This window comes from Acinetobacter sp. CIP 64.2 (assembly GCF_000369645.1).
GTDB lineage: Bacteria > Pseudomonadota > Gammaproteobacteria > Pseudomonadales > Moraxellaceae > Acinetobacter.
In genome coordinates this window covers 1,718,289-1,744,423 of record NZ_KB850122.1, presented here as the reverse complement: position 1 = coordinate 1,744,423, position 26,135 = coordinate 1,718,289, and the positions used below count along the sequence as shown (strand labels likewise).

Annotated in this window: 25 protein-coding genes and 1 pseudogene; 16 read left to right on the top strand and 10 right to left on the bottom strand. The window is 37.6% G+C overall.

Annotated features, from left to right (window positions below; translation table 11 throughout):
- From F895_RS02955 to F895_RS02980, 6 genes are all read left to right on the top strand, one after another.
- A complete protein-coding gene (locus tag F895_RS02955; protein WP_005243618.1) occupies positions 1-1,479 on the top strand; it encodes an efflux RND transporter periplasmic adaptor subunit in 1,479 nt (492 codons plus the stop codon).
- An 11-nt stretch (positions 1,480-1,490) separates the two neighbouring features.
- On the top strand, positions 1,491-4,619 hold the full coding sequence (locus tag F895_RS02960) for an efflux RND transporter permease subunit (protein WP_005243616.1): 3,129 nt from the start codon (positions 1,491-1,493) through the stop codon (positions 4,617-4,619).
- An 11-nt stretch (positions 4,620-4,630) separates the two neighbouring features.
- Entirely contained in the window at positions 4,631-5,002 is a 372-nt protein-coding gene (locus F895_RS02965) for a hypothetical protein (RefSeq protein ID WP_005243615.1), read from the top strand.
- Between the two features lie 5 nt (positions 5,003-5,007).
- Entirely contained in the window at positions 5,008-5,721 is a 714-nt protein-coding gene (locus F895_RS02970) for a HupE/UreJ family protein (protein WP_005243612.1), read from the top strand.
- An 11-nt stretch (positions 5,722-5,732) separates the two neighbouring features.
- The gene (locus F895_RS02975) at positions 5,733-6,371 is read left to right on the top strand and encodes a hypothetical protein (protein ID WP_005243610.1); all 639 of its coding nucleotides are present in this window, start codon (positions 5,733-5,735) and stop codon (positions 6,369-6,371) included.
- An 80-nt stretch (positions 6,372-6,451) separates the two neighbouring features.
- Positions 6,452-7,759: an MFS transporter gene (locus F895_RS02980; RefSeq protein WP_005243609.1), complete on the top strand. Its 1,308-nt coding sequence runs from the start codon at positions 6,452-6,454 to the stop codon at positions 7,757-7,759.
- 163 nt (positions 7,760-7,922) lie between these two features.
- Here F895_RS02980 and chrA read toward each other — a convergent pair whose 3' ends face one another.
- The 5 genes from chrA to xseA form a co-directional block, all read right to left on the bottom strand.
- Positions 7,923-9,275: a chromate efflux transporter gene (chrA, locus tag F895_RS02985; RefSeq protein ID WP_005243607.1), complete on the bottom strand. Its 1,353-nt coding sequence runs from the start codon at positions 9,273-9,275 to the stop codon at positions 7,923-7,925.
- 2 nt (positions 9,276-9,277) lie between these two features.
- The gene (locus tag F895_RS02990; protein ID WP_005243591.1) at positions 9,278-10,198 is read right to left on the bottom strand and encodes a chromate resistance protein ChrB domain-containing protein; all 921 of its coding nucleotides are present in this window, start codon (positions 10,196-10,198) and stop codon (positions 9,278-9,280) included.
- A gap of 216 nt (positions 10,199-10,414) precedes the next feature.
- Positions 10,415-10,645, bottom strand: a complete 231-nt coding sequence (locus F895_RS02995) for a phage protein NinX family protein (protein WP_227501377.1) — start codon at positions 10,643-10,645, stop codon at positions 10,415-10,417.
- A 68-nt stretch (positions 10,646-10,713) separates the two neighbouring features.
- Positions 10,714-10,917: an exodeoxyribonuclease VII small subunit gene (xseB, locus tag F895_RS03000; RefSeq protein ID WP_005243575.1), complete on the bottom strand. Its 204-nt coding sequence runs from the start codon at positions 10,915-10,917 to the stop codon at positions 10,714-10,716.
- Positions 10,910-12,169 carry an exodeoxyribonuclease VII large subunit gene (gene xseA, locus F895_RS03005; protein ID WP_005243573.1) on the bottom strand — a complete coding sequence of 420 codons (1,260 nt, stop codon included), beginning with the start codon at positions 12,167-12,169 and terminating at the stop codon, positions 10,910-10,912. Before xseA ends, xseB begins: the two co-directional genes overlap by 8 nt.
- Before the next feature lie 164 nt (positions 12,170-12,333).
- Between xseA and F895_RS03010 the strand changes: the two genes are divergently transcribed.
- The 5 genes from F895_RS03010 to F895_RS03030 all read left to right on the top strand — a co-directional run bounded on the left by F895_RS03010 (position 12,334) and on the right by F895_RS03030 (position 17,250).
- Positions 12,334-12,606 carry a type II toxin-antitoxin system HigB family toxin gene (locus F895_RS03010; RefSeq protein ID WP_005243572.1) on the top strand — a complete coding sequence of 91 codons (273 nt, stop codon included), beginning with the start codon at positions 12,334-12,336 and terminating at the stop codon, positions 12,604-12,606.
- Positions 12,596-13,819 carry an ImmA/IrrE family metallo-endopeptidase gene (locus F895_RS03015; protein WP_005243569.1) on the top strand — a complete coding sequence of 408 codons (1,224 nt, stop codon included), beginning with the start codon at positions 12,596-12,598 and terminating at the stop codon, positions 13,817-13,819. Before F895_RS03010 ends, F895_RS03015 begins: the two co-directional genes overlap by 11 nt.
- A gap of 5 nt (positions 13,820-13,824) precedes the next feature.
- Positions 13,825-14,952 carry a beta family protein gene (locus tag F895_RS03020; protein WP_005243567.1) on the top strand — a complete coding sequence of 376 codons (1,128 nt, stop codon included), beginning with the start codon at positions 13,825-13,827 and terminating at the stop codon, positions 14,950-14,952.
- A gap of 143 nt (positions 14,953-15,095) precedes the next feature.
- Positions 15,096-16,478, top strand: a complete 1,383-nt coding sequence (locus F895_RS03025) for an AAA family ATPase (RefSeq protein ID WP_010590140.1) — start codon at positions 15,096-15,098, stop codon at positions 16,476-16,478.
- Positions 16,462-17,250, top strand: a complete 789-nt coding sequence (locus tag F895_RS03030) for a retron system putative HNH endonuclease (protein ID WP_005243563.1) — start codon at positions 16,462-16,464, stop codon at positions 17,248-17,250. Before F895_RS03025 ends, F895_RS03030 begins: the two co-directional genes overlap by 17 nt.
- 58 nt (positions 17,251-17,308) lie before the next feature.
- On the opposite strand, the gene F895_RS03035 is transcribed toward F895_RS03030, so the two are convergent.
- The 3 genes and pseudogenes from F895_RS03035 to F895_RS03040 all read right to left on the bottom strand — a co-directional run bounded on the left by F895_RS03035 (position 17,309) and on the right by F895_RS03040 (position 19,772).
- A complete protein-coding gene (locus tag F895_RS03035) occupies positions 17,309-18,055 on the bottom strand; it encodes an IS5 family transposase (protein ID WP_026040214.1) in 747 nt (248 codons plus the stop codon).
- Positions 18,056-18,107: 52 nt separating this feature from the next.
- Positions 18,108-18,342: pseudogene (locus F895_RS20355) on the bottom strand (integrase); the annotation flags it as partial.
- A gap of 833 nt (positions 18,343-19,175) precedes the next feature.
- Positions 19,176-19,772 carry a LysE/ArgO family amino acid transporter gene (locus tag F895_RS03040; RefSeq protein ID WP_005243561.1) on the bottom strand — a complete coding sequence of 199 codons (597 nt, stop codon included), beginning with the start codon at positions 19,770-19,772 and terminating at the stop codon, positions 19,176-19,178.
- A gap of 557 nt (positions 19,773-20,329) precedes the next feature.
- Here F895_RS03040 and F895_RS03045 point away from each other — a divergent pair.
- Together F895_RS03045 and F895_RS03050 are read left to right on the top strand one after the other, a co-directional pair.
- Positions 20,330-21,493: an MFS transporter gene (locus tag F895_RS03045; RefSeq protein ID WP_005243560.1), complete on the top strand. Its 1,164-nt coding sequence runs from the start codon at positions 20,330-20,332 to the stop codon at positions 21,491-21,493.
- A 243-nt stretch (positions 21,494-21,736) separates the two neighbouring features.
- The gene (locus tag F895_RS03050; RefSeq protein ID WP_005243558.1) at positions 21,737-22,624 is read left to right on the top strand and encodes an ArgP/LysG family DNA-binding transcriptional regulator; all 888 of its coding nucleotides are present in this window, start codon (positions 21,737-21,739) and stop codon (positions 22,622-22,624) included.
- 168 nt (positions 22,625-22,792) lie between these two features.
- Here the strand turns inward: F895_RS03050 and F895_RS03055 are convergent, their stop codons facing one another.
- Positions 22,793-23,128 carry a hypothetical protein gene (locus F895_RS03055; protein WP_005243553.1) on the bottom strand — a complete coding sequence of 112 codons (336 nt, stop codon included), beginning with the start codon at positions 23,126-23,128 and terminating at the stop codon, positions 22,793-22,795.
- A gap of 324 nt (positions 23,129-23,452) precedes the next feature.
- Here F895_RS03055 and F895_RS03060 point away from each other — a divergent pair, with 324 nt between their 5' ends.
- Positions 23,453-23,869 (top strand): J517_1871 family lipoprotein, encoded by a 417-nt coding sequence (locus tag F895_RS03060; RefSeq protein WP_005243552.1) that lies wholly within the window; start codon positions 23,453-23,455, stop codon positions 23,867-23,869.
- Positions 23,870-23,936: 67 nt separating this feature from the next.
- Positions 23,937-24,560: a MarC family protein gene (locus tag F895_RS03065; protein WP_005243549.1), complete on the top strand. Its 624-nt coding sequence runs from the start codon at positions 23,937-23,939 to the stop codon at positions 24,558-24,560.
- Positions 24,561-24,721: 161 nt separating this feature from the next.
- Here the strand turns inward: F895_RS03065 and F895_RS19675 are convergent.
- Positions 24,722-25,473 (bottom strand): IS5 family transposase gene (locus F895_RS19675; RefSeq protein ID WP_111828215.1). Its coding sequence is split into 2 segments (ribosomal slippage): positions 24,722-25,137 and positions 25,137-25,473, totalling 753 coding nucleotides; the frame shifts between segments, so codons are not numbered across the junction.
- 123 nt (positions 25,474-25,596) lie between these two features.
- On the opposite strand from F895_RS19675, the gene F895_RS03080 reads away from it, so the two are divergent.
- Entirely contained in the window at positions 25,597-26,118 is a 522-nt protein-coding gene (locus tag F895_RS03080; protein ID WP_005243546.1) for an acyl-CoA thioesterase, read from the top strand.
- The last annotated feature ends 17 nt before the right edge of the window (positions 26,119-26,135 follow it).

The following is a 26,135-nucleotide window of genomic DNA, read 5'->3' as shown; positions in this document are numbered from 1 at the left end:
ATGAATAAACCAACCAATACTTTAATTGCTACGGGCATTATTGCCTTGCTTGTCGTGTTATGCGCTGTCGCATGGTACAAGACAGGTCAAAAAACTCAGTCTTCTTCAGCACATGGGGAAGCAATAGCAGAAAAAGTTGCAGTAGCAGGTGACGAGAAAGGACCTTATGGTGGACGTTTATATCGTGATGGGGATTTCTCAGCAGAAGTAAAAATCTTTGAGCAGGGCGTAGAACCACATCTCCGTGTTTATGGGTATTTCAAAGATAAACCGCTTAAACCTGAAGCATTAACGGCAAATGTTTACATCAAACGTTTGGATGCTGAGCAAAATATTCAATTTAAACCAGAGAGTGACTACTTGATCGGTAAAGAAATTGTCTATGAACCACATTCATTTTTAATGATTATCAACGTTGATTATCAAGGTAAAAAACATACGTGGAAATGGGACACCAAAGAAGGTCGTGTCACCATGTTGGACAGTAGTATCAAGAGCAGCGGTTTAGAGCTTTTAAAAGTTGAATCCATGATGTTTGAAAATGCTTTAGAGTTAAAAGGAGAATTGAAGTTCCCTGATAATTTTGAAAGTTTTATCACACCGAAAGCAAGTGGAACACTCATCAAAACATATCGCACGATTGGCGATAAAGTAAGTCAAGGTGATTTATTAGCTACAGTACAAAGCCAAGACTTGATCCGCTTAAATGCTGAGCGTTCTATTGCAGTGGATAATTTGCAATTTGCACGTAAAAAAATGGAGCAAGAGCGAACGCTATTTCAAAAACGAGTATCGCCTGAAATTGACTACATTAATGCAAAACGTGAATTTGATGATGCTCAGATTCGTGCCAATGAATTGAACAATTTAATCAGCTCTTATGGTGGTTCAGGCAACGGTACAATTGAAGTTCGGGCTGCGATGTCTGGCACAGTCTTACAAGTGCTAGCGGCTGTTGGATCAAACGTTACACCAGTTACACCATTATTTAAAATTGCCAATACATCTCAATTACTTGCAGTAGTCAACGTTCCTGCGGATAAGCTGAATACAATTAACCCGAATGCTAAGGTGACTGTAAAACCTCAAATTCAATCAGGCACAGAAGAAGCATTGGGGACGATCAAATACATCAGTGATGTCATTGATCCAAAAACACGTACTGCTCAAGTCTTTGTTGAAATTGCCAACCAATTTAAATGGCGTTCAGGTCAATTGATCACCGCACATATTTTTGAAAATCAAAGCTTGAAGCCGATGGTGGTTCGTGAAGATGCTTTACAGAACTTCCGTGATTGGGATGTGGTGTTCATTCGTGTAGGTAATGACTTTGAAGCACGTCCTTTAGAGTTGGGTGAAAAATATAATGGGTTTGTTGAAGTTAAGTCAGGCTTAAAAGCAGGTCAGGTTTATGCGGCAGGCAATTCTTATTTATTAAAAGCAGAGCTAGGTAAATCTGGCGCTACTCATGATCATTAAGGGGTAGCACCATGTTTGATCAAATTGTTAAGCTTTCGATTAAGAATCGTTGGCTTGTACTGATCGTCTTTCTATTCGTAGGTGCATTGGGTGTTTATAACTATTTTAAACTACCTATTGATGCTGTTCCTGATATCACCAATGTACAAGTCCAAATCAACAGTGAAGCACAAGGCTTGTCTCCTATGGAGATGGAGTCACAAGTCACTTACCCGATTGAAACAGCTTTGGCAGGTATCCCTAATCTTGAATATACACGTTCAGTGTCGAGATACGGTTTATCTCAGGTCACGGCGATATTCAAGGAGGGGACGGACATCTATTTTGCCCGTCAAATTGTCAATGAAAAATTGCAAGGCGTGACACCAACACTACCAAGCGGCATATCGACTTCAATGGGACCTGTTTCTACAGGGCTTGGCGAAATCTTCATGTATACCGTTGAAAATGCCAAGAATAGTCTAAACCCACTTTCACCCACTGAATTAAGAACTTTACAGGATTGGGTCATTAAACCTCAGCTTCGAAATGTAGAGGGTGTGAATGAAATCAATACCATTGGTGGTTATCTAAAACAATTTGTTGTTCAACCTGATTATGCTTATTTGCGTAGCATAGGGCTGGATCAGAAGGCGATTTTAGAGGCGATCTCTAAGAACAGCATGAACAAAGGTTCAGGGTACATTGAGAAAAATGGTGAGCAGTATTTAATCCGTTCTGATTCTCAAATTAACTCGATTGAGCAGATCCAGAATATTCCGATCACAACGAGCAATGGTTATATCCTCAGATTGAAAGATGTTGCAAAAATATCGATTGGTCATGAATTACGAACAGGTGCTGCGACCAAAGATGGGCAAGAAATTGTACTGGGTACAGCGTTCATGCTTATTGGGGAAAACTCTCGAAATGTTGCTCATGCTGTAGATCAAAAGCTACAACAGGTTCAAAAGTCGCTACCTGAAGGTGTTGAAGCAAAAGCAGTCTATAACCGAACAACTTTGGTTGATGCAACGATTCAAACAGTGAAGAAGAATTTATTTGAAGGTGCAATTCTAGTCATTGTTGTACTTTTTCTTTTTCTTGGACATTTCCGTGCAGCTCTGATTACTGCGATAGTGATTCCATTATCCATGTTGATGACAATCACAGGTATGGTGAACCAAAAGATCAGTGCCAATTTAATGAGTTTAGGTGCACTCGATTTCGGAATTATTGTTGATGGTGCTGTGGTTATTGTCGAGGCATCTCTCGCTAAATTAGCCATGAAGCAAAAAGAGTTAGGACGTATTCTGACTCAAAAAGAACGCTTTACGACTGTGTTTGAAGCAACAAAGGAATCTCGAAAAGCGATTCTTTATGGTCAATTGATCATTATTTTGGTTTATCTGCCTGTGATGACTTTGACTGGTGTTGAAGGCAAGATGTTTACACCAATGGCTGCAACGGTAGTTATGGCTTTAGTTGGTGCAATGATTCTGTCAATTACCTTTGTCCCTGCAATGGTGGCATTAGTTACTACAGGCGAAATTAAAGAAGAAGAGTCAAAGATTGTTTATTTTATTAAGAAGTTTTATAGCCCAATTTTAGATTGGTCTTTAAATCACAGATATTTACTGATCGCCTTTGTCTCAATATTTTTTATATTCAGTGCAGGTCTTTCAACTCGTTTAGGTTCAGAATTTATACCTTCTTTAGATGAGGGGGATGTGGCATTACATGCTTTGCGTATCCCAGGCACTTCATTAACTCAAGCCGTTGAAATGCAATACACGCTTGAAAAAGAAATTGTGAAAATTCCTGAAGTCCAGACCATGTTTGCCAAAGTCGGAACAGCAGAAATCGCCACTGATCCAGTTCCACCTAATGTAGCTGACAATTTTGTCATGTTGAAACCACGTAGTGAATGGCCAAATCCAAAGAAACCAAAAGCTGAAGTCGTTGCAGATATTGAACGAGTAGCTAAAGGTGTTTATGGAAATAATTACGAGTTCACCCAGCCGATTCAAATGCGCTTTAACGAACTTATTTCAGGTGTTCGTACCGATGTCGCTGTGAAAATATATGGCGATGATCTCGATCAGTTACTCGAATCAGCAAACGCTGCCGCTAAAATTTTAGAGGGGGTTAATGGTACTGCTGACTTGAAAGTTGAACAGATGACGGGTTTACCAATGGTATCTGTCGAGCTGAAAAAAGACATGATTGCCAATTATGGACTTGATGCTGAGGATGTACAGCAACAGGTTTCTAGCCTCATTACTGGTGAGACAGCAGGTAAGGTATTTGAAGGTGATCGAAAGTTCGATATTGTTGTTCGAATGGATCAAAACTCTGTCACAGATTTAGAAAAACTCTATCAAGTTCCTGTGAATCTGCCTGATGGTTCAAGTGTACTTTTATCAGAATTGATCGAGTTAAAAAATGTTCAAGGACCAAACCAAATTTCTCGTGAGAATGGTAAGCGTCGTATTGTCATCACAGCAAATGTCCGAGGTACAGATATTGGTAGTTACATTTCAGAAGCACAATCTAAGTTGAATGCTGATTTTAAATTACCAGATGGTTATTGGCTGACTTGGGGCGGTACGTTTGAACAAATGGAGTCTGCATCGAATCGACTCATGGTTGTTGTTCCAATCGCTTTAATTCTGATCTTTGCCATGATCTACATGGCTTTAGGTAATGTTAGAAACAGTGTCTTGGTATTCACAGGTGTACCATTTGCACTAACAGGTGGTGTGATTGCTTTAGCACTACGTGATATTCCATTCTCAATTTCTGCTGCCGTCGGCTTTATCGCCTTGTCAGGTGTGGCTGTGCTGAATGGCTTAGTTCTTGTTTCTGCCATTCAAAGGCTTCGAGTGCAAGGGGAAAGTGTCATTGATGCGGTGAGACATGGTGCAATGGAAAGACTCCGTCCCGTGTTGATTACAGCTTTGGTCGCTTCATTAGGTTTTATTCCGATGGCCTTAAACGTAGGCATTGGCTCTGAAGTTCAGCGCCCAATTGCAACTGTCGTTATTGGTGGGATTATTTCATCAACCTTACTGACTTTGATTATTTTGCCAACCTTATATGTGTGGTTTAACCAAGGTAGGTCAAGAAAATCAAACGATGCTGCTGAACAGGTGGTTTAGGGGCATCTTTAATGACAAATATATTGCGAGATAAACAAAGCAAATTTGTGATGATGTGGCTAGTCTGCATGATCAGTCTCGCTTTATGTTTGCACTTTAATGAGCATGTAACTGTAAATGAATTTCAGAGACACGTTTCAATTGATTCAATTCACTCTCACCATCATGAGATAAGTCAACAACATTCACATAGTCACCAAGATAATTACTATGAACATTTTGTTGGCTATGACGTACTTAAATCGACCGCTTTAGCACATCTCTTCAAGGGGATATCGATTCTAGATAGATCAAAAGAATATGTTTATCTGATGGTGAGTCGTATTTTTAAACCGCCAAAAAAGTTAATGGATTTTCAATTCATTTTAAATTTTGGAGTTTGATATACATGCAAATTATTGCTTCACACATTGTGAAATTAAGTGCTTACATAAAGCTACTACTTGCTTTATTGATTACATTGGTAAGTCCTACACTTTTTGCTCATGGAGTAGCAGAAGGTGATAAGGGCTATATTCAAGAAATTTATGGCATTCATGTGATTCCATTCATCTATTTGGGTGCGAAGCATATGGTCACTGGATATGACCATTTACTATTTCTTGTTGGCATTATCTTCTTCTTATACCGAATGAAAGATATCGGCTTGTACGTTAGCCTATTTGCACTTGGGCATTCGATTACGATGCTGGTGGGTGTTTATTACAATATCTCGATAAACACCTACATCATTGATGCAATCATTGGTTTTTCGATTGTTTATAAGGCTCTAGATAACTTGGGGGCTTATCAGCGTTGGTTTGGTTTTCAACCAAACACGAAAATCGCGACTTTAATTTTTGGTCTGATTCATGGTTTTGGACTCGCAGTAAAAATTCAGGAATATGAAGTTCCGAGTGATGGACTGTTGGCAAATTTAATCTCTTTCAATATTGGGGTTGAATTAGGTCAGTTTATGGCTCTGTGCATTATCTTGTTATTAATGACGTTTTGGAGAAAGACACCTTATTTCTTTAAAACAGCTTATCAAAGCAATGTCTTCCTCATGTTCCTCGGTTTTTTACTTGTTGGCTATCAACTCACTGGCTTCATTACTCAATAAGGATCTAAATTATGTATAACGCTGAAATTCCAAAAGATATCGAATTACCTTCATCAAAAAAGTTAATTAAATCAACAGCAATTGCTGCCGTAAGTGCCGTTGTTGTGCTAGTTACCTGTGTCATGCCTGCGGAGTATGCCATTGATCTGACAGGTATGGGTAAAGTGCTTGGCCTAACGAAAATGGGTGAAATCAAACAATCACTCGCTCAAGAATCAGAAAATGGTATCAATGCTGAACAGACAGTGAATAGTGTTGAACAAATATCAGTAAAAACTTCGACTCAAACGGCAACTGATAATACTCAAATGGTTATGCCTGCTATTAATAAAGAAAGTATTAGTATTGAGCTTAAACCAGATCAAGCAACGGAAGTGAAACTGACGATGCCGCAAAGTGCAAGTGTCAACTTTGATTGGAAAGCTGTGGGAGGTGGTCTTAACTATGATACTCATGGTGATCCAGTGAATGCTCCTAAAGGGTTCTATCATGGCTATGGAAAAGGAAAGAATGAGACAACTCAGCAGGGTGTCTTAAAGGCAGCTTTTGATGGCAAACATGGTTGGTTCTGGCGTAACCGTACGGAAAATCCCGTAACTGTAACTCTACTTGTAGAAGGGCAGTTTAGTGAAATGAAGAAAGTCTTTTAAGTTTTGATCAATCTCCTTGGAATATTATTCCAAGGAGATTCAATTGCTAAAGAAGTCAGGTTCTAAAAGGAATCCATAAGATGCTAGAAGTACTAAAAAACACAACATATCGGCATTTGTTTTTAGCCCAAGTAATAGCACTAATCGGAACGGGGTTAATCACAATTGCCCTAGCTTTACAGGCATACGATATTGCAAAGGGGGAAGCAGCCCAAGTTCTCGGTATTGCATTGGCAATTAAGATGATTGCTTATATTGGAGTGGCACCTATAGCATCGGCATTCGCAGAGCGATTACCAAGAAAACAAGTATTGGTTGGACTAGATGTTATTCGAGCATTAACAGCATTGTGTCTACCGTTTGTGACGCAAATTTGGCAAATTTATATTCTTATTTTTATTTTGCAATCTGCTTCTGCTGCATTTACGCCAACATTTCAAGCAATGATTCCAGATGTTCTTCCTGAAGAAAAAGACTATACGAATGCTTTGTCATTGTCTCGCTTAGCCTATGATTTGGAAAATATTATCAGTCCAATGCTGGCAGGTTTCTTACTTACTGTGATGAGCTACCATAATCTGTTTTTAGGAACAGTATTAGGTTTTATCGGTTCTGCTTTGTTTGTGGTGAGTGCAAAATTACCAGTTGCCAAAGTGCCTGAGTTTAGAGGTGTTTATAGTCGTATAAAGCAGGGAGCTAAAATTTATTTTAATACACCAAGACTTAAAGCATTGCTTGCTCTCAATCTAGCCATTGCTTCGGCGAGTGCGGTTGTGATTGTAAATACTGTTGTATTGGTTCAATCGACATTTAAACTTACTGAAAATGCTACGACATGGGCATTTGGTTTATTTGGGCTTGGGTCAATGTTATCCGCTTTTGTTTTGCCAAGAATCTTGGATAAGTTTTCTGATCGTTCTGTTATGTTGACGGGAACTACAATTCTTGTCATTGGATTATTCAGTGGTTCTTTGATTGCATCTTATAATGGTTTGTTAGCACTTTGGTTTGTCCTTGGCATTGGATATTCAGTTTCACAAACACCTACAGGTCGTTTGATTCGCAAGTCTGCATCAAGTGAGAATAGAACGTCATTGTTTGCTGCTCAATTTGCTTTCTCTCATGCCTGTTGGTTGATCACTTATCCATTGGTTGGATGGCTAAGCACCAACATCGGAACTTTACAGACTTTTATTCCTATGGCTGTAATAGCAATGATTGCTTTAACCCTTGCATTACGCTTATGGCCAAAAAATGATGAAGATTTTCTACCGCATAGTCATGATGACTTGCCCGCAGATCATGAGCATTTAGTTCAACATCAGATTGATGGTGTGCATGTGCATGCATATGTGATTGATGACTACCATCAAAAATGGCCTAAATAATTCTTTTCGACTAATGGCTTAGAGTGTTTAATGCTTTCGTTCATTTAGGCAGTACAGATTATTCAGGCTGTCAGACCAATAGTAAAAACAGAGGATCGTCACTGCCACTAATAAAAAAGAGTAAGCCTAAGCTTACTCTTTAATTTTTCAAAATATAAAATCGTTATATGACTGTGTGCAAGATCAGACCGCATAGTGCAGAAGCAAAAATGACATACATCACTTTGACTTCAAAATGAAATAAAGCAATAAAGGCAGCAATTGCGATTAAAGCAGCTTCATAGTTGAAGGGATGACTAAACCCATTTGGCCATAATACGTGATAGCTAAAGAACAGTGCGAGATTAAGAATTACACCAACAACGGCAGCAGTGATTGCAGTTAATGGGGCAGTAAATTTTAATTCATTATGAGTTGATTCAATGATAGGCGCGCCAGCCAGAATAAATATGAAAGAAAATAAAAATGTAAACCATGTAACTATCGTTGCCCCAATAGCCCCTGCTAAGAAGAGATGTTCTGAGCCTAATAATGCCTGATTAAAAGCACCTAGAAAGCCAACAAATGCTACAACCATGATTAGAGGACCTGGGGTACTTTCCCCAAGGGCTAAACCATCAATCATTTGTGTTGGACTCAACCAACCATAAAAATTTACAGCACCCTGATAAACATAAGGTAATACTGCATAAGCACCACCAAATGTTAGAAGAGCCGCTTTAGTAAAGAACCAAGCCATTTGTGTATACGAGTGATCCCATCCAAGAGTTAAACTTAAACTAATGATAGGAATAAACCATAGTAGACCACCGATGAGTAAAATACTGCCTAATCGTTTCCAACTAAATATTGCATGTTCTGGTGTAGGTGTATCATCGTCGATTAAAGCCCGACCATAATCCTTTTTACTTTGTTTATGTGAATTTCCACCAGAAAACAGGGTCGGATATTTTTTACTGGTTAGATATCCAATAATAGCAGCGGAGAGAACAATTAAAGGAAAAGGCAAATTGAAGAAAAAGATAGCAATAAATGCAAGAGCGGCAATTGCCCATAAAAATTTATTCTTTAATGATCTACTACCAATACGGTGTGTTGCATGGAAAACGATAGCAACAACGGCTGGTTTAATCCCATAAAAAAGCCCTGCAATAATAGGAACATCACCAAATTTTACATAGATCCATGAAAGGGCAATCAGAATAAAAAGGGATGGTAGTACAAAAAGAATCCCTGCTACTAATCCGCCGACTGTCCTATGCATTAACCAGCCAATATATGTTGCTAATTGTTGGGCTTCAGGTCCTGGCAACAACATGCAATAGTTTAGAGCATGTAAAAAACGCTTCTCAGAAATCCAACGCTTTTGTTCAACCAGTTCTTGGTGCATGACAGCGATTTGACCTGCTGGCCCACCAAAACTAATAAATCCTAGTTTAAGCCAGAATAGAAAAGCCTGCCAAAATGAAACAGGCTGTATCTCAGGTTCTGGCGGTGTAATCAGTTCTTGTTCCATGATTATTCTCTTGAGAGGTTGGCATATAAGCCATCAAAAATATGGTTGGATAATTCAAATAGTTGATTATCATTGCTAATTTGGCTTCGAATGCCTTGAATAATTTTCTCAATCCCAATCGCTTCGGGAGGTTCAATACCACCTATATCAAGGTAATGAACAATTTCAGCGATTTTCTTTAAAGCGGGCGTTTCTAAATTAAAGCTATGTAAAAGAACTTCGAAAGTTACCCAGTGATTGATGTGGCTGAAAGTTGCATCATCAAAATCAAATCCCAATGCGTCTTTAGGACAATCACTTGGTGTTTCTAACCAAATGAATGTTGGTGAGGTATCAATAAATGTCTTGATTAACCACGCAGAGGCTAGACGATCAATCCAAGGTCTTTTACGAGTTGCCCATATTTTGTTTTGATAATTACTTTTATTTAGAAGTTGAATATGAGCTTGTATTGCTTGAGGTTCATTTGCTTCGCCCAGACGTGCAATTGAAAGTTCTAAAGAGGAAAGCTCATTTAAAACTTGTGCTTGAGTTTCATCAGGGTAATAGTCAATTTCTACAAGTGCATCGATACTTTTTCTTAATTTACGGACTTGCTTGAGTAGTTCCTTCTTTTTATCTTTAGTTTGACGCTCTCTTAATTCAGTAAGTTGTTTATAGAGAGCGTCGTATTCTTCTTTCCGACTGAAAAAATGAACAAGTTCAAGATTTAAGGGTTGCTCAGCGTGAAACACATAAGCAGTTCCTTGCTCTGAAATAACATCATTTGCAATAGGATCAAATTTCTCGCTATGAGAAATAGGAAGTAGATAAACGCCATCTCTTAGAATTGCTGCACCACTTGCTTTGAGTGATCGCCAGACTCTCATACGTGTGGTTGTGTTCTGCGTAGGCAGTGAAGATATGAGTAAGGATATTTTCATGTAATATAATCAACTTATTTGTTTAATATATTACATTTAAAAATTAAAAGGACAAATACAAAGAAATGATTTCTTATATCAAAAGAAATATTAAAGGGAATTAATCAATAACAAAGTAGCAGTTTTATTTTTCAATATATTGATTTTATTGGTTATTAAAGATTTATATTCTGTTGTGTTAGTAAAAATCAATTCAGTATATGGATCATGAGAAAATTATTCATTCAAGTTTAAATTGATAGCGTCACCAAGTTTAATCTGTATATAGCATTTGATAACTGCATCTAATGCAGAGACAGATTTCTGAGTTGCTTTGGGATGGTTACCAAACGGATTAATTTCCATGGCAACCCAATGTGTTCCAAAGAATACTAAACTAATCTTTTCATGTTCGAGTATATTGCCACATAGCTCCCAATCAATAGTGGGAGTCGTTTTATGCCGCATGGCTAGCATGAGTGCTTTAGGTAATTGTTCCGTAGTAAGTTGGGATATTTGAATCATAACGATGAAGGTTAGTTTTCTTTAAAAGTTTCATTCAATGCTTGTTGTACTGCATCCACTCGTGACTTACATGCCTTGTAAGCGATCATTGACTCTTCCACAATCTTCATCAGGTTGTCGATGTCAGGCTCTTCCTGAGATTCCAGCAGGGCGGCATTCTTCTTCAGCAGTTCATAACCGTCTTTAAAGCTTAACTCATTTTTACTTTTACTCATGATCCGTTACCTCACTTACACTGGCATTAATATAGCCATCCTGCATCTCAATTGAAACAGTTGAACCGACCTGTTGTACAGATCGAATCGCCTTGTTTTGACTCCGTACAATAGCATAGCCCTTGGCAAGCACATTCCTTGGATTCTGTAATAAAGTCTCACGCATTAAAGACTCAACCTGTGTAATGGCAAGCTTAAGCTGCTGCTGGGCAAAATACTGCGTTGTTGATTTAGCTAGGTCAAGGTTTCTGTTGGCTGTATTCACCTGATTCTGGGCATGAGTCTTGATGGCATTCATCAACTGTTCATTCTGGCTTTGATACGCTGTGATTTGATGCTGTGACAGTAGCTTGATAGTTTGCAGAAAATCCATAACATCCTGAGAACGTTCTGAAATCACATTGCGAATACCTGCAATCACTTTGCTCGGTGTGTCAAAGGAACGATGAGCGATTTCATCCAGAATGGTTCGATCTTTTTCATGACCAATGCCCACCCAAATCGGCACTTTCCGTTTGCATAGCAGGGCAGCGAGATCATAGTCATTTAAATAAGCCAAATCATTTACTGCACCACCGCCACGAATCACCACAATCAAGTCAGGCGGCATAACATAATCCTTGGCCCACTGGCGTAGTCCTGAACTTACAGATTCCATAATACTATTTGCAGCAGTATTACCCTGAAAAGTAGCTGTGTGATATACAAAGTGGCATACGCCAGCCTTGTCCAAGGCATCGGCATCTTTCCTAAAGTCACCCAGACCAGCAGCCTTTTCTGGTGCAATCACCATAACATTTTCAATATCAAAAGGGACAGGAAGTGACTTGTTCAGATTCACCAAACCCTCAGAGCTTAGACGAGCAAGAATCTGTTGGTAGCGTTTGGCAATATCACCTAGTGTGAAACTAGAGTCGATTTCTTCTATGTTGACAGAAAACCCGTACTGAGGATCAAAACGGGCTTTGATTTTAATGAGAACATTTAAGTCTTTTGAAAGCTCAATGCCACTTTCACGCTCAAACTTGAGCACAATTTTTACGGCGGTGAATTTCCAAATTGTTGCCTTGCAGCTTGCGATGACCTTGTCGGTATCCTCTTCTTTTTCAGCCAGCTCAAGATAGTAATGCCCACCCTTGATACTCAGGTTGCGTATCTCAGCTTTAACCCAAACAGGCTCATCAAAAGACAGGCGAATGACTTCTTGTACGGTTGATAGATAGTCACTGAGTGAGAGTTGAGGTTTGGACATTTAATCAGACTGTAAGTGGTTACTTTTATAGTAGCAAAGAAGAACAATCTTTAACAAACTAATGAGATGTAGAGAAAGTCAATATTATTTTAAAAATTACCAAACTGGGAATTGAATTGTTTTTATTATTGGTGTAGTTTGTTACCAAATTGGGAATATTTTAAATGAAACTTTTAGGCCTTGATAAAATATCAGTGATTGAATGTGAGATTGCTAAAAAGTGGCTCATAAGCTGGATCTCTGAAATACGTGATGCCCATTGGCGGCATGCTGAAGATATTGTGAAACAATTTCCAAGGGTGTCTCTTTTGGAAAATCATTGTTTTGTATTTTCGATACATAACTCCAATTGGGTTATTTGTCTACAAATCGCGTTCGCTCAGGGGATTGCGGTTATTAAAGATGTAAATATTAAGGATGCTATCAATGGAATTTAAAGTTATTCGTACAAGAGAGCAGTATCAAGCTTATCTTGACGAAGTGCATTCTTTAATTATGCTCAATCCTACTATCGGTAGTCCTGAAAGTGATCAATTAGAACTGTTATCAGTTCTTATTGAGGATTATGAAAATAAGCAGTATCCAATAGAAGCGCCAGACCCTATTGATGCAATTTTATTTAGAATGCATGAAAAAGGATTAAAACAAGCTGATTTAGCACCTTATTTTGGAACTACGAGTAGGGTATCTGAAGTTCTTAATCGGAAAAGAGCTTTAACAGTTGATATGATTCGTGCCTTATCCATAGGTTTGGGATTATCAGTAGAGACATTAATTGGTTTGTCTAATTCAAAAAATACATTGGATAAAAACAATATTGATTGGTCAAAGTTTCCTGTTAAAGAGATGAAGAATAGAGGATGGCTAAAAACATTACTCTCAAATACGACTGATTCAACTGAGAGCATTATTCAAAAATACATTGCTCAGTCAGGACTACAAATTGGAGCAGCCTCTTTTAAAAGGAAGCTATCAGGTGATGCTCAAACCCCAAATACAATGTATGCCCTGTATGCATGGTTGGCTAGAGTAATACTACAGGCTAGAGAGAAAAAAGATATTTTAGGCAAATATGATCCGAACCTAATTAATAATGGCTTTTTAAGAGAATTAGCACAATTAAGTTGGTTTGAGCACGGACCAATATTAGCAATTGAATATTTAGAAAAACATGGCATAGCTGTGATTATTGAACCACATTTGAAAGGAACGCATCTTGATGGTGCCGCTTTAAAAGATAGTGATGGTACACCTATTATTGGGATGAGCCTACGATATGATCGTTTGGATAATTTTTGGTTTACGTTATTACATGAATGCGCTCATATTTGGAAGCATGTAGATGAAACAGAAGCATTTCTTGATGATCTGGATGCGTCAACTTCAGAAGATCGGAGAGAGGCGGAAGCTAATCGACTAGCAAGAGAGGCATTTATACCTAGAGGAGTTTTGAGGCGAACAGAAGCATTTATCTCACCAAGCAAAGAATCTATTGAAAAATTAGCTAAAGAATTAAGGATTCATCCAGCAATCATTGCAGGACGTATTCGAAAAGAGTTGGGAAATTATACTTTGTTTTCAGATTTGATTGTTCAGTATCAGGTCAAAACATTATTAACCAATTCTCATTTAATAAATGTTGAGGAATAGAGACGATGACAGTACCAGAATATGTTCCAATTATGAAAGCAAAAAAAGGTGAGTTTGATGCCTTAAATCCCATTAGGTTAGAACAGTTAGAGTATAAAATACAACCTGTTTTCCATCCTTTGTTTGAGATGCCAAATGTGTATGAAGAAGGAGCATCAAGGCTTGCTGATGTTACAAAACGCTGTGAGAAAATAGCTAGCTTGTGGAATGGGAATATAGCTTTAGTAGATGGTTACTTTTGGAAACCATCTGAAGCATTATTGGAAAATGGTGAGCATTTTCTTACATATACCTATAATAAATTGTTTGCATTGGGAGTAAAGGTAGTCCCTGTGATTGGATATGACCGTTGGTTTGACCAAGGAAGCAATCTTTATAACCAAACAATGAGAGGTATAAATTATCCTAATGCTCCCTATTTTTGTATTAGATTGGATGGGGATGCAATGTATGATATTGATGAGCCTGATTTCTTTAAAGAGCATATAGAGTCAATAATCTCCGATTTAAAATTAGTAGAAACTAATTGTTCTATTTTATTGGATTTTGGGGATGTGAGTGTCAATCGTATAACAATTGAACAAATGTTAGCGAAGTCAACAAACTTTTTAGAAATATTGTCAGACTATAATTTTAAATACATTGCGATTAGTGGGGCTTCGTATCCTTCAAGTGTCGCAGAGGCAATTGATGATCATGATACAGATGGGCCTGTTCTACGAAAAGAAATGGTGGTATGGCAAACTTTAAGAAAAATGTTCCCAAATGTTAAATTAACGTTTGGTGATCATGGAGCTAGACACCCAGCTCCAGAAAAGGAAATTCGTAATAAACATACTAATGGCAAGATTATTTATACAACTGATCTGAATTACTATGTTGTACGTGGACATCCTTTTTCAAGAGACGGCGGTAGTCATGCTCATAGAAAGCAATTAGCAGAGCGTTTGATTAATTCTACTAATTACGAGGGTGCTGATTTTAGTTGGGGTGATCAAAAAATTTTTGAGTGTGCTCATGGCATTAAAGATTTTATAGGTAATCCAACTCAATGGGTTGCAATAGATACAAGTCACCATATTAGGTATGTTTTAGAAGAGGTTAAATCTTTTGAAATTGCTTATCAGCGATAACTTTAAATTAGTTGCAATGTGGACCACTCAAGCGTTCTGCATTTTGTCTAATTTATGAATTATTAAGAATCTAGTTTTTCTATTTTCTATTTTCTATGAGACAATCCAAAAGTTATACAAACTTTTGGGTTATGGGCTTTTATATGCTTTTACAAAAAATGACTCTCGAAAATTTTCGTTGTTATGAAAGTTTAGAAATTGATTTTAGAGAGAGAACGACAGTATTAGTTGCTATAAATGGTCAAGGTAAAACTACAATTCTTGATGCTATCCGAATAGCTCTATGGCCTTATATTAGTCGATTTGATCTAGCCAAAACTAAATTTGCAGACCCAGCTAACACAATTACGATTGATGATGTACGTACCATCAAAAAAAATGATTCATCACAATTGGAAATGGCAAGAAAATTACCTTCCTCTATATCTGTTACTTGTGATTTTAAAGAAAATAAGTTTTCTTGGAAACGTACTCGTGATAGTGAAGCAAAACGTTCACAAACAAAAGATGATAGTGATACTAAAAAATTAAAGGATTACGCAACACAATTACAAGCTAGAATTCGAGATTTTGGACAAGAATCAAGGGACTTACCTGTTTTTGGGTATTATGGTACAGGGCGACTCTGGAAAGAAAAACGATTAGTGGAAAGTAAGAGGGATTCTCGTACTAATATTATTAATACTAGAATTAGAACTTCAGCATATATCGATTGTTTGGACCCTGCTTCAAGTTTTAAACAATTTGAAGATTGGTTCATTGCTGAATATAAACATGATTTTGATAAAAGGATGATAGCTGTAGAGAGAGGCGCCACAAATTTACCGAAAGTAAATGATACAATTTTAGTTGTTAGAGAAGCTGTAAATATTATTTTGGAAACAGTTGGATGGGAAAACTTGGCTTATAGTCAACAATATGAATCATTAGTACTAGAGCATAATTTACATGGGATTATGAAAATGTCTCAGCTGAGTGATGGTATTAAAAATATGATAGGTATGATTGCTGATATTGCTTATCGTTGTGTCTTGCTTAATGGGCATTTAGGTAAAGATGCTGCTCGTCTTTCAAAAGGACTAGTTATGATTGATGAAATTGATATGCATCTTCATCCTCAATGGCAGCAAGTTGTAATTTCTTCATTGGAAAAAGCCTTTCAGAATATACAATTTATTGTGACCACTCATAGCCCTCAAGTTTTAACTACGGTTAGTTCTGCAAGTATTTGTATAATTGAAGATGGTCAAAAGTATGATGCTCCAAAAGGCAGTCGTGGTGCAGAGTCATCGCGATTGTTAAAGCGAATATTCAATGTGAATACGCGTCCTGATAATTTAGAAATTACAAATAAATTAGAGACCTATGCTAAGTATGTATATGATGATAAGTGGAATTTACAAGAAGCTTTGGCGTTAAGAATAGAATTAGATGAGGCATTTGGTGATGAGGAGCCCTTGTTAAGTGAATTAGATTTATACATTGAAAATAGGGAGTGGGAGTTAGAGTTTGAAAAAAATCAATAAATCCTTACCTCCGAACCCATTAACCGTTTTCTATTCAGTTTCTGAACATAAGCATTTGGATTGGGAGGATTTTAGGCTGCATTTAAAAGCTAAAAGTTATGATCAGCTTAAAGAGATAATTTTTCAGGATCAGGGGTTTTTATGTGGGTATTGTGAGGATTCAGTAATAAATATTGATAAAAGCAAGACTCAAATAGAACATTTCCATGATAAATCTGATAAAGACTTAACGATAACTAACTGGGCATTAGATTGGAATAATGTTTTCGGTGTTTGTAATGCGGGGGTAGATGAAAAAGAAGCCCATGCATTACCTAGGAATCTAAGTTGTGATGGTCATAAAAATCATATTAAAAATAAATCAAAAAAGTCTGCCAGCATGGAGGGAGAGTATCTAAATCCTTTGGAGATTCCATATGATCTTCTCTTTACTTTTGATAAAGCCACAGGTTTTTTAAATCCGAATCTTGATATTTGTCAAACTTTGCATTCTTATACTCCAAATAATTATAGAAGTTTTGCAGAGCTGGTCCAAAATACGATTGATATTTTAAACCTGAATTGTGATCGCCTTGCTCAAAAAAGACTTACGGTGTTACATGAATATAATCGTCTTCTTAAAAATGCTAGAATAAATAAAAATCCTCAGCTTCTTGAACAGTTACCTCAACAGTGGTTTCAGAAAAAGTGGCCATCATTTTTTACTGTGAGGCGCTGTTTATTAGGAGTAAGAGCGGAAAAATATTTAAAAGAAAATGGGTACGGCCTATAATTGATAATAACTTATGGAAGTATTACTTTTTCTTATAATATTAGGGGCTGTTGACATTTCATAATGGTAGCCAAATAAATATACAAGCTAAAGCAACTGAATTTTCGTAGTTCTGCTTTAGCTTGTCATAGCGTGTAGCAATTCCTCTAAATTGCTTGAGTCTTGCAAATGTGTTCTCAACCAAGTGTCTGATTTTATATAAGTACCAATCCATGTAATTATTGTTCGATCGTGTGTTGGATTTCTTTGGAATATTGGCCTTGGTTGCTGTTTCTGCTATCTGTTCTCTCAATGCTTTCGAGTCATATCCCTTATCAGCACTAAGAACATCGGTATCTGTTAAGTCTATTTTATTAACCAATGCAGGAGCAACTTTCATATCATGGGTTGTGCCATCATGAATAAGAAATTGAATTGGATTCCCATTTGAATCTACAGCTAAATGGATTTTAGAGCTGTTTCCACCAATGCTTCTTGAAATAGCTTGATCCTTGAGTCCTGTGGCATGTTGATGTGCCCGAATATGGCTAGTATCAATAAATACCCATTCTAGATCAGCATATTTTGACAATAACTTAAATATTTTTAAAAGCTTATTATCTTTAGACCATCGGGTGAACCGTTTAAAGATCGTATTAGATTTACCAAAGGACTTTGGTAAATCTCGCCAAGGGCAACCTGTTCTAATTCTATAGAGAATTGCTTCAATAAAATTTCTGAGATTATGTTTGAGATAGATACCAAAATTATGGACAATAGATTTCAGCTTTGACCAGTGTTGATCAGTCAGCATTGTACGAGGTATAGCGAGAAGTAGATTTAGTTTGGCGATTGAATTGTACTTTCTCGCTATTTTTTTATACAGCAAATGTCAACAGACCCCAATCAGCCATCAATACTTTACGTTTATCCTAGATAAGCTCCACGTAAATAAGCAGCTTCAACTTCGTCAGGTAGCTTGTGAGCGAGTACATGCTCACAGACTTCACGAGGGTAATTGGTTTTGTCAGCTGACCAATCACGAAAAGTAGACTAAAATGCATGTGTAGTAATGACTCGACTTTGTTTAGAATCAATATAGCCTAAGTAATTCTATGATGAATTGATGTCGATCAGCATAGTCAAAGATATGTTAGAAGTATTTCACGGTAACTGACTTTTTGTAGTAAAAATAGCAGTAAAAAATTAAATTTAAAATATTTTATATTTATTAATCAATAGTTTGAGTTTTCAATGTGACTAACACCGCTTCCGCCAAATATCTAAATAAGCCCTTGTTTTTGCAAGGGCTTATTTTTTATATATTTATCCTTCAATCTACCCCACATAAAAAGTTGGATTGAATTAAGTTAGCTTGGCTTGTTCATGTATTGATATGGCTATATAAAACAGTTAATTCTTGAGCATCGGGATCGTAATTTTGAAGTGCAAGAACACCATGCAAATTTTTTGAATGTCCTGTGTTTTTTAATCAAGAATAACAAGAAACAGTCTAGGTATTTTCAAACCTGCATAGTAGCTTTAATATCCATACAGCTTGAAAAAACTCCATTTTCTAGACACATAGCCACAAAAGACATGGATATAACCGTTAGAACCTTAATAAGAAGGTTAGGTGCAGAAGGACGTAACTCTGGTTCAATTTTACAGGAAGTGAGAGTCGCTCTTGCAAAATGTTTAGAGCGCTAGACGTAAAGAGTGACCTATATTTCTAGGTTTTTTGATTTTTTTGGAAGTGCACTTTTATTATCTGGTTTCAGTCAATTGTTGCAATGACACCAAACAAATATGGAGTATATTACAAGGATAGCTCGTCACTCAGTATATGAATCGTGATATGCAATAAGACTAGTCAATGATCTAACATATTGATATAAAGCATAAAAAGCCCTTGTTGAAATAAGGGCTTTTTATGCTTGGATGGGTTAGATAATTAATTTGGTTGCAATCGCCCACATCATCATGCCAACCAACACATCTAAAACTCTCCACGAGCTGGCCTTTTTAAACAAAGGCAACAAAACTCTTGCACCATAGCCGAGTGCAAAAAAGAAAATCCATGAGGCGAGGATTGTACCTGCCGCAAATAAATAGAGCTGATCCACAAACTGTACCGAAATCGAGCCGACCAGAATCACAGTATCTAAATAGACATGTGGATTGAGCCAAGTAAAGGCAAGACACATCCCGATAATTTTAAGCAGTGAATCTTTTTCAATATCACTCGGGTTGAGTGCCGAACTATTTTTTATGGCTGAATAAAAATTTCTAAGTCCATAGAAAAATAAAAAAGCAGCGCCGAAATATTTGGCAATTGTGACAATCAAAGGAAAGTCGATCACGATTTTAGAAAAACCCGTGACCCCGAGATAAATCAAAATAGAATCCGAAAGTGCGCAGATTAAGCAGACCCAGAAAACATGTTGCTGCTTCAAGCCCTGTTTCAGGACAAAAGCATTTTGTGCCCCGATCGCTAAAATTAAAGAAAAGCCGATGCCAAGCCCATAGAAAAATGCAGTCATATTTTAGCTCCTCAATCATGTCGGTAGTCTGTACTGGCTTTGGATTGAAAAGAATCACAGTGTCATTTACAGATGAATTTAGGCAAAAGCACTCCGTCTAACGCTTGGATCAAGTGTTAGAGGCTTTTCCTGTTGAAATTTACTCTTGGCTATTATCTTTTTTTATTTTTAAAAGTCAGTAAAATTAAGATTGTTTGAGTTTGGCTAAATTTTTTTAAGGTTTATATCCTGAATAAGAAAACAATGTGAGGTATTCTTTTGTGGTCGCTGAAGAGGAGGTGTTTTGACGTTGTAACAAAGCCTATGTCGTGTGCGATAGATTGTGCTTACAGGTTTACTTATCTGAAATTTATATTGCTGAATAAGCAGCGTATAGGAACAGCTTTGTGTAACAAAACGACTTAAAATAGTGTTGTCCGAATTTCCCCCCTTATTTTTCCATTATTCCCCCTTATTTTTGGAATCATTTTAAATAAAAATTAAAAACAGTCGACACAGGAAGTGTTCGAGGCAATAACCAAGCAAACATTTAAAAAAAATAAGTCAGTGAGTCAGGCATGGACCTTAGTCATAATATCCAGAGTGTAAACAATCTAATGCTCATCAAAACACGAAAAGTGATTGCGCTCGGTTTTGCAACACAAGGTCTTGGCTACGCTACCGTGATGACAGCACTGCCTACGATAAAAGGCCGATTCAAGCTTTCGGATGATCAGTTATCGCTGATTATTCTGGGAGTATGCATTGCAGCGGCACTCGGTTCAATTTTAGCTGATCGGATAGCAGTCAAACTTGGATCACGAGCTGCTGTTGTGACGGGTTTTATTTTTGAAGCCATCGGAATCGCAATTGCTGCATTGAGTCCCAATGTGATCCTGATGATTGCTAGCTTTTTACTTTATGGGCTTGGACTCGGCTGCTTAGATGCAGCACTAAATATGCAAGCTGTTATGATGGAACAGCGGCTTGGTAAAAGTGTATTTGGTGGATTCTTTGCTTGCTATACAGCGGCTGCATTCTTAGGTGCATTAATGATGTCAGCCACTGTTTCAACTTCATTGGGAGCAACGACAGCATTATGCATTGCGGTATTGATTGCATTGCTCACCTCGCAACTCTCTAGACGCTGGTTATTTCAGCAGAAACAAGGTTCAGAATTACATCCGCAAGAGAAACCGGCAATTCCATATCAGCAACTTCTCATTTTTGGGGTGATTATTCTGATTGTATTTACGGTCGATTCCGCAATCAGTACATGGAGTTCAATTTATCTCAAAGATGTTTTAGCCAGCTCTGCAACGATTGCTCCTTTAGGTTATGCAGCGTATCAAATAGGGATTTTACTCACACGCTTAAGCCTCGATTATCTGCTGCAATTTAAAACAGCGACCTGGGTTGCTTTGGTCACACTCCTGATCGGCGCATTGGGTTGTGTATTAGCTGGTATAAGCCATTCATTAATGACCGTTATTTTAGGTTTTGCACTGGCCGGTGTTGCTGTAGGCGCATTGATTCCACTGACCTATTCTGCTGTTGGCCGTTTAGATGAAAACCGACGAGATGAAATTATTGCGCGTGTGAATATTTTTAATTATGGCGGCGCGGTCGCAGGTGCGGTCATTGTTGGGTTGCTAGCCACACCTTTTGGTTATGCGCCGTCGTTTATAGGTTTGGCATTTGCCTTACTCAGTATTATTTATTTGAGAAAGCGATTGGGCTGATCTACATCAATCAGGACTAAGTCCTTTGTGCTGGTCAGGATTCGGGGGAACCGGCAACGATCTTGGAAAAATGAGTGACGCCAAGGTAGACCAGAATTCGAGCTGAAAGTAGCTAGAACCCTTGTCGAAGGAATGGGAAATTTTTCAGATAGAAACTTTAACTGTTACGGTTATCTTTTTTTATTTTTGAAATTTAGTAAAATTAAAGATACCGGGGATTTCCTAAATTTTTCTAAGGTTTATATGCTGGATAATAAACAATGTGAGGCCTTTTTTGCGGTCGCAGAAAATGGAAGCTTCGAACAGGCTGGTGTGAAACTCTATATTACTGCTTCAGCCGTAACCTTGCGGGTGCAGGCGCTTGAAAAGGAATTGGGGCAATTATTGCTGATTCGTGGTCGTCCCTGTGTACTCACGCAAGCGGGGCAGCAATTGTTTGAACATTTGCAGCATATAAGACGTTTGGAACAAAATTTATTACACGGTTTGACGGGGAGTGCCGAGTCGAATTTTTTTAAGACGGTGATTGGTTCAAATGAAGATTCTTTAGCAACATGGTTACTTCCAGCACTAAAAGAAGTTTTATTGAAAGAAAAAATTGTAATTGAGCTTAGAACCGATGATCAGTCTCATACTTATTCATTATTGGAGAGGGGAACGGTCAGTGCCTGTATTTCGATTGAGGATAAACCGATGCGGGGCTGCAATGCTGAATATCTCGGTGTGATGCGTTATAGAATGGTTTCGACTAAACACTTTCGAAAAAAATGGTTTGCCGAAGGGGTGCATAGAGAGAACCTTCGGATGACGCCAGCCATTATCTTTAATGACAAAGACCGTATGCATTTCGATATCTTGGAAAAAAGATATGGTTTGATGAAAGGAACCTATCCTTGTCATTTGATTCCATCATCAGAGTCTTTTGTTACGGCGATTAAGTTTGGACTCGGCTATGGCATGGTGCCTGAATTGCAGCTGAATGCTGAAAATAAAGAAGATGGACTAGAGGAATTATTGCCTGAAGCAAAAATCGAAATTCCATTATATTGGCATCACTGGACTCAACAATCGAAACCTTTGCAGCTTCTTACTGAACATATTGTAAATCATGCTCGATTAATTTTGGCCTGAGATGAGAGAGTAACAATAAAAAATATTATATCATGTATAGAGTAAGATTTTAAATGCATGAGCTAACATTACTTCTAAAACGGTTAATCGGCGAAATGAAACCTAATAAATGTTTAGAAGTAATGTCAAAACTAAAACAAGCCTAAATATTATATTGGACGACAATGCTTAGAAAATTCTAGAGCTTCCAACATATTGTTTGGAGACATTATTTAAGGCGGTTAATATACGGCTAGTATCTTTCGTGCTTAATGCTTCATTCAGCTCATGCATATACGTTACAATTTGTGCTTTCACTTTGTCTGCGAAAACTGGCGTGACAGCTTGATCTTCATAAAGTAAGACGTAATTTTTTGCAAAACCATAAATAAGAAATAATGAACAATGTTCGAGTGGATTTTCTGCCCTGATAATGGCTTGTTCACATTCATTTTTTAATTGTTGGTAGGCATCCGTTCCATTTGGAAGAGTTTGAAACGTTTCAAAGATCGCTTGGAAAGTCATTTGAATTACTCGCTCAAAAAGAAAATCTACAGATGATTGAACTAAAAATCAAGGGATAATTTTTTATTTATGGTGCGCTTTAATGTCTGATCATTCATATTAGGTTATGGCTGATATGAATTTTAATTGAATCATGGGAAAGGGGTAATATGATGCTGTGGTTAAATCAAGTTGTATGAAATTTGAATATTGATAAAAATACAGAGATGAATTTTTAAAGTATTTTTACATTTTCCATACTTGTGATATACAGGCAATACCAATTAAAAAAAGTATGAATATGGGAAAATAATAAGAATTATTTGATTTTTATCATTTTAGGTGATGGTTGTGAAAAACATTTTATTACCCGTAATTTTCGCTTTTAGTTTGGTGGGCTGTACTTCAATTACCACGATGTCTCCTGCTCAATTTAATCAATTAACAACTACTCAGATTCCTTTTGCAGGAAGTTGGGCGGGTGTGGTGGGGCCTTCTTCTACCGTTCTAAGCTTGAATCGTCAGGGCAGTGGGATGTTCTGTGTCGATGATGGTAAAGAGCTGATGTCGTATAAGGTAAAGTTGGTCGATAGTGTGCTATACACCGATCAAGGGATAAAGTTTAACGTGAAAGAGTTAAACAATAACAACGCCAAGATTCACATGAGTCTGTTGGGCTTGGGGGGAACCTTTGACTTAAACAAAGATGATCAATTGAAGCATGTAACAGTACGTTGTAAGCAAGTTTTGAGTGGATCATAAATCTATCGCTAGATCTTATTCCATGTCATGACGGCATTTCATGTTTTCCGCTGATCAAGAGAGTGCTATGTTTTCTCCTTATATTCATGCATTTGCATTATTTTTCTCACTTTTAAATCCTTTCCTTATGAGCGTCTATATGGTGGGGATGATTCGTAATACAGATGCGAAGATATTTAGTAAGGCCTTGATTCAAGGGAGTCTGATCGCTTTCGGGGTGTTTATTCTGTTTGCTTGGGGTGGGGAGAATATTTTCAGTCGCTATTTGAATGTGCGTTTTGAATCTTTCCAGATTTTTGGTGGTCTCATTTTCTTAGTCATTGGTTACCGCTATGTGTTCCAAGGTGCTGAAACGATTGGTGAGATGCGCGGCGCGCCTGAGCATTTAGCTGGTACTATTGCCATGCCTTTTATGATTGGTCCTGGTACCATCAGTGCAGCTGTTGTGACTGGGGTGAGTGTACCTTTTACTGGCGCAATGGCGGTTATTGCACTGACCTTGATTTTGACTTGCAGTATTTTGATTTTGATGAAATTTGGTCATGATCATTTGCGCTATAAACATGCAAAATATATTGACCGCTATTTTGATATTGTTGGGCGGTTATCGGCGCTGCTGATTGGTACCATTGCCATTGATATGATTGTGAATGGTATTGTCGGCTTGATTCGCTCTGCTAATCTTGGTTAAGGAATGTTTTCGAGTTGCACTGAGGAGATTGGAGCAGCTTTTATTTGATTTGCACGTTCATGGCATTTCTATTAGATAAAAGCGCTTCAATGTCATTATTTTGAATAAAATCATAGAAAGATCATAAAAATAATTGATGATGTTTTAGGGTCTGTTGAGAATTACCGAGAGTTAATTAAACTCGCGCACAATTGAATCATGGCTTCAAAACTCGTATCTGTTTTACAACTACGCATCGCTATACGTTTAAATTCTTTTAACTTACAGAAATAGTTTTCAATGAGATGACGCCATTTATACATAATCGTATCAAATGCTCTCATTACTTTTCGATTAGATTTAGGTGGGATCACCACTTTCACTTTACGTTCATTGAGTTCTTGGATGAGCCAATCTGCATCAAATGCTTTATCCGCTAGTAATGCTTGAAAATCAACATCTTCGATTAAAGGTTTGGTTTCTACTAAATCGTGATATTGACCAGGCATTAATCGAAACTTAATGAGGTTGCCTAGACTATCCACTAAGGCAAGAATTTTACAGCTCATTCCACCTCGAGATTTACCTATAGACTGTTTGAAAGTCCCCCTTTTGCACCTTGGCCATGTCGATGAACTTTAACAATCGTTCCATCAATCATGGCGTATTCCAAATCAACATCTTCATTTACAGATGCAAAAATAGCTTCAAATACACCAGCTTTCACCCAATCACGGTATCTTTTAAAGACGGTATTCCATTTACCAAAATGAGCAGGTAGATCACGCCATGGACTGCCTGTACGGGCAATCCATAGGACTGCTTCTAAAAATAATCGATTATCTTTTCCACTACGACCTCGATCAGTCACTTTACCTAGGCAAAAAGGTTCCATTTTTGCCCATTGGGCATCAGTAAGTATGTATCTATCCATAGTACTATTATAAATTAATCAGTACCCTTTGTTAATTCTCAACAAGCCCTAGCACTTTACGCATATTTTTATAGGCGTGAATAAAGGATAATAATCACGTTACAGTCTCTATGAGTTCTCTCCATGTATCAATTAGATCAAGCTAACCAAGCACCTGACGATCAGTCAGCGTTGACGATGACTGTTTTGATGACACCTGACATGGCTAATTTTTCAGGTAATGTTCATGGTGGAACGATTTTGAAGTTGCTTGATCAAGTCGCTTATGCCTGTGCAAGCAGATACTCGGGTAGCTACGTCGTAACTTTATCTGTTGATCGTGTCAATTTTAAAGAACCCATTTATGTGGGCGAACTGGTTACTTTCCTTGCCAGCGTGAATCATGTTGGGCGTACCTCAATGGAAATTGGCATCCGTGTAGAAGCGCAAAATATTCAAAAAAGAACCATACGACACACCAACACCTGTTATTTCACCATGGTTGCTGTTGATGAGCAACGTAAGCCGAAAGAAGTTCCAGCATTAAATCTGGATACTGAATGGAAACGTTGTCGTTTTGAAGCAGCGGAGCAACGTAAGGCAACACGTTTGCAGGAAGTTCATCAACCTTCATGTAGTGTGTTTAAAAAATCGACGCAATGTTAAATCATTATCCATGCTTT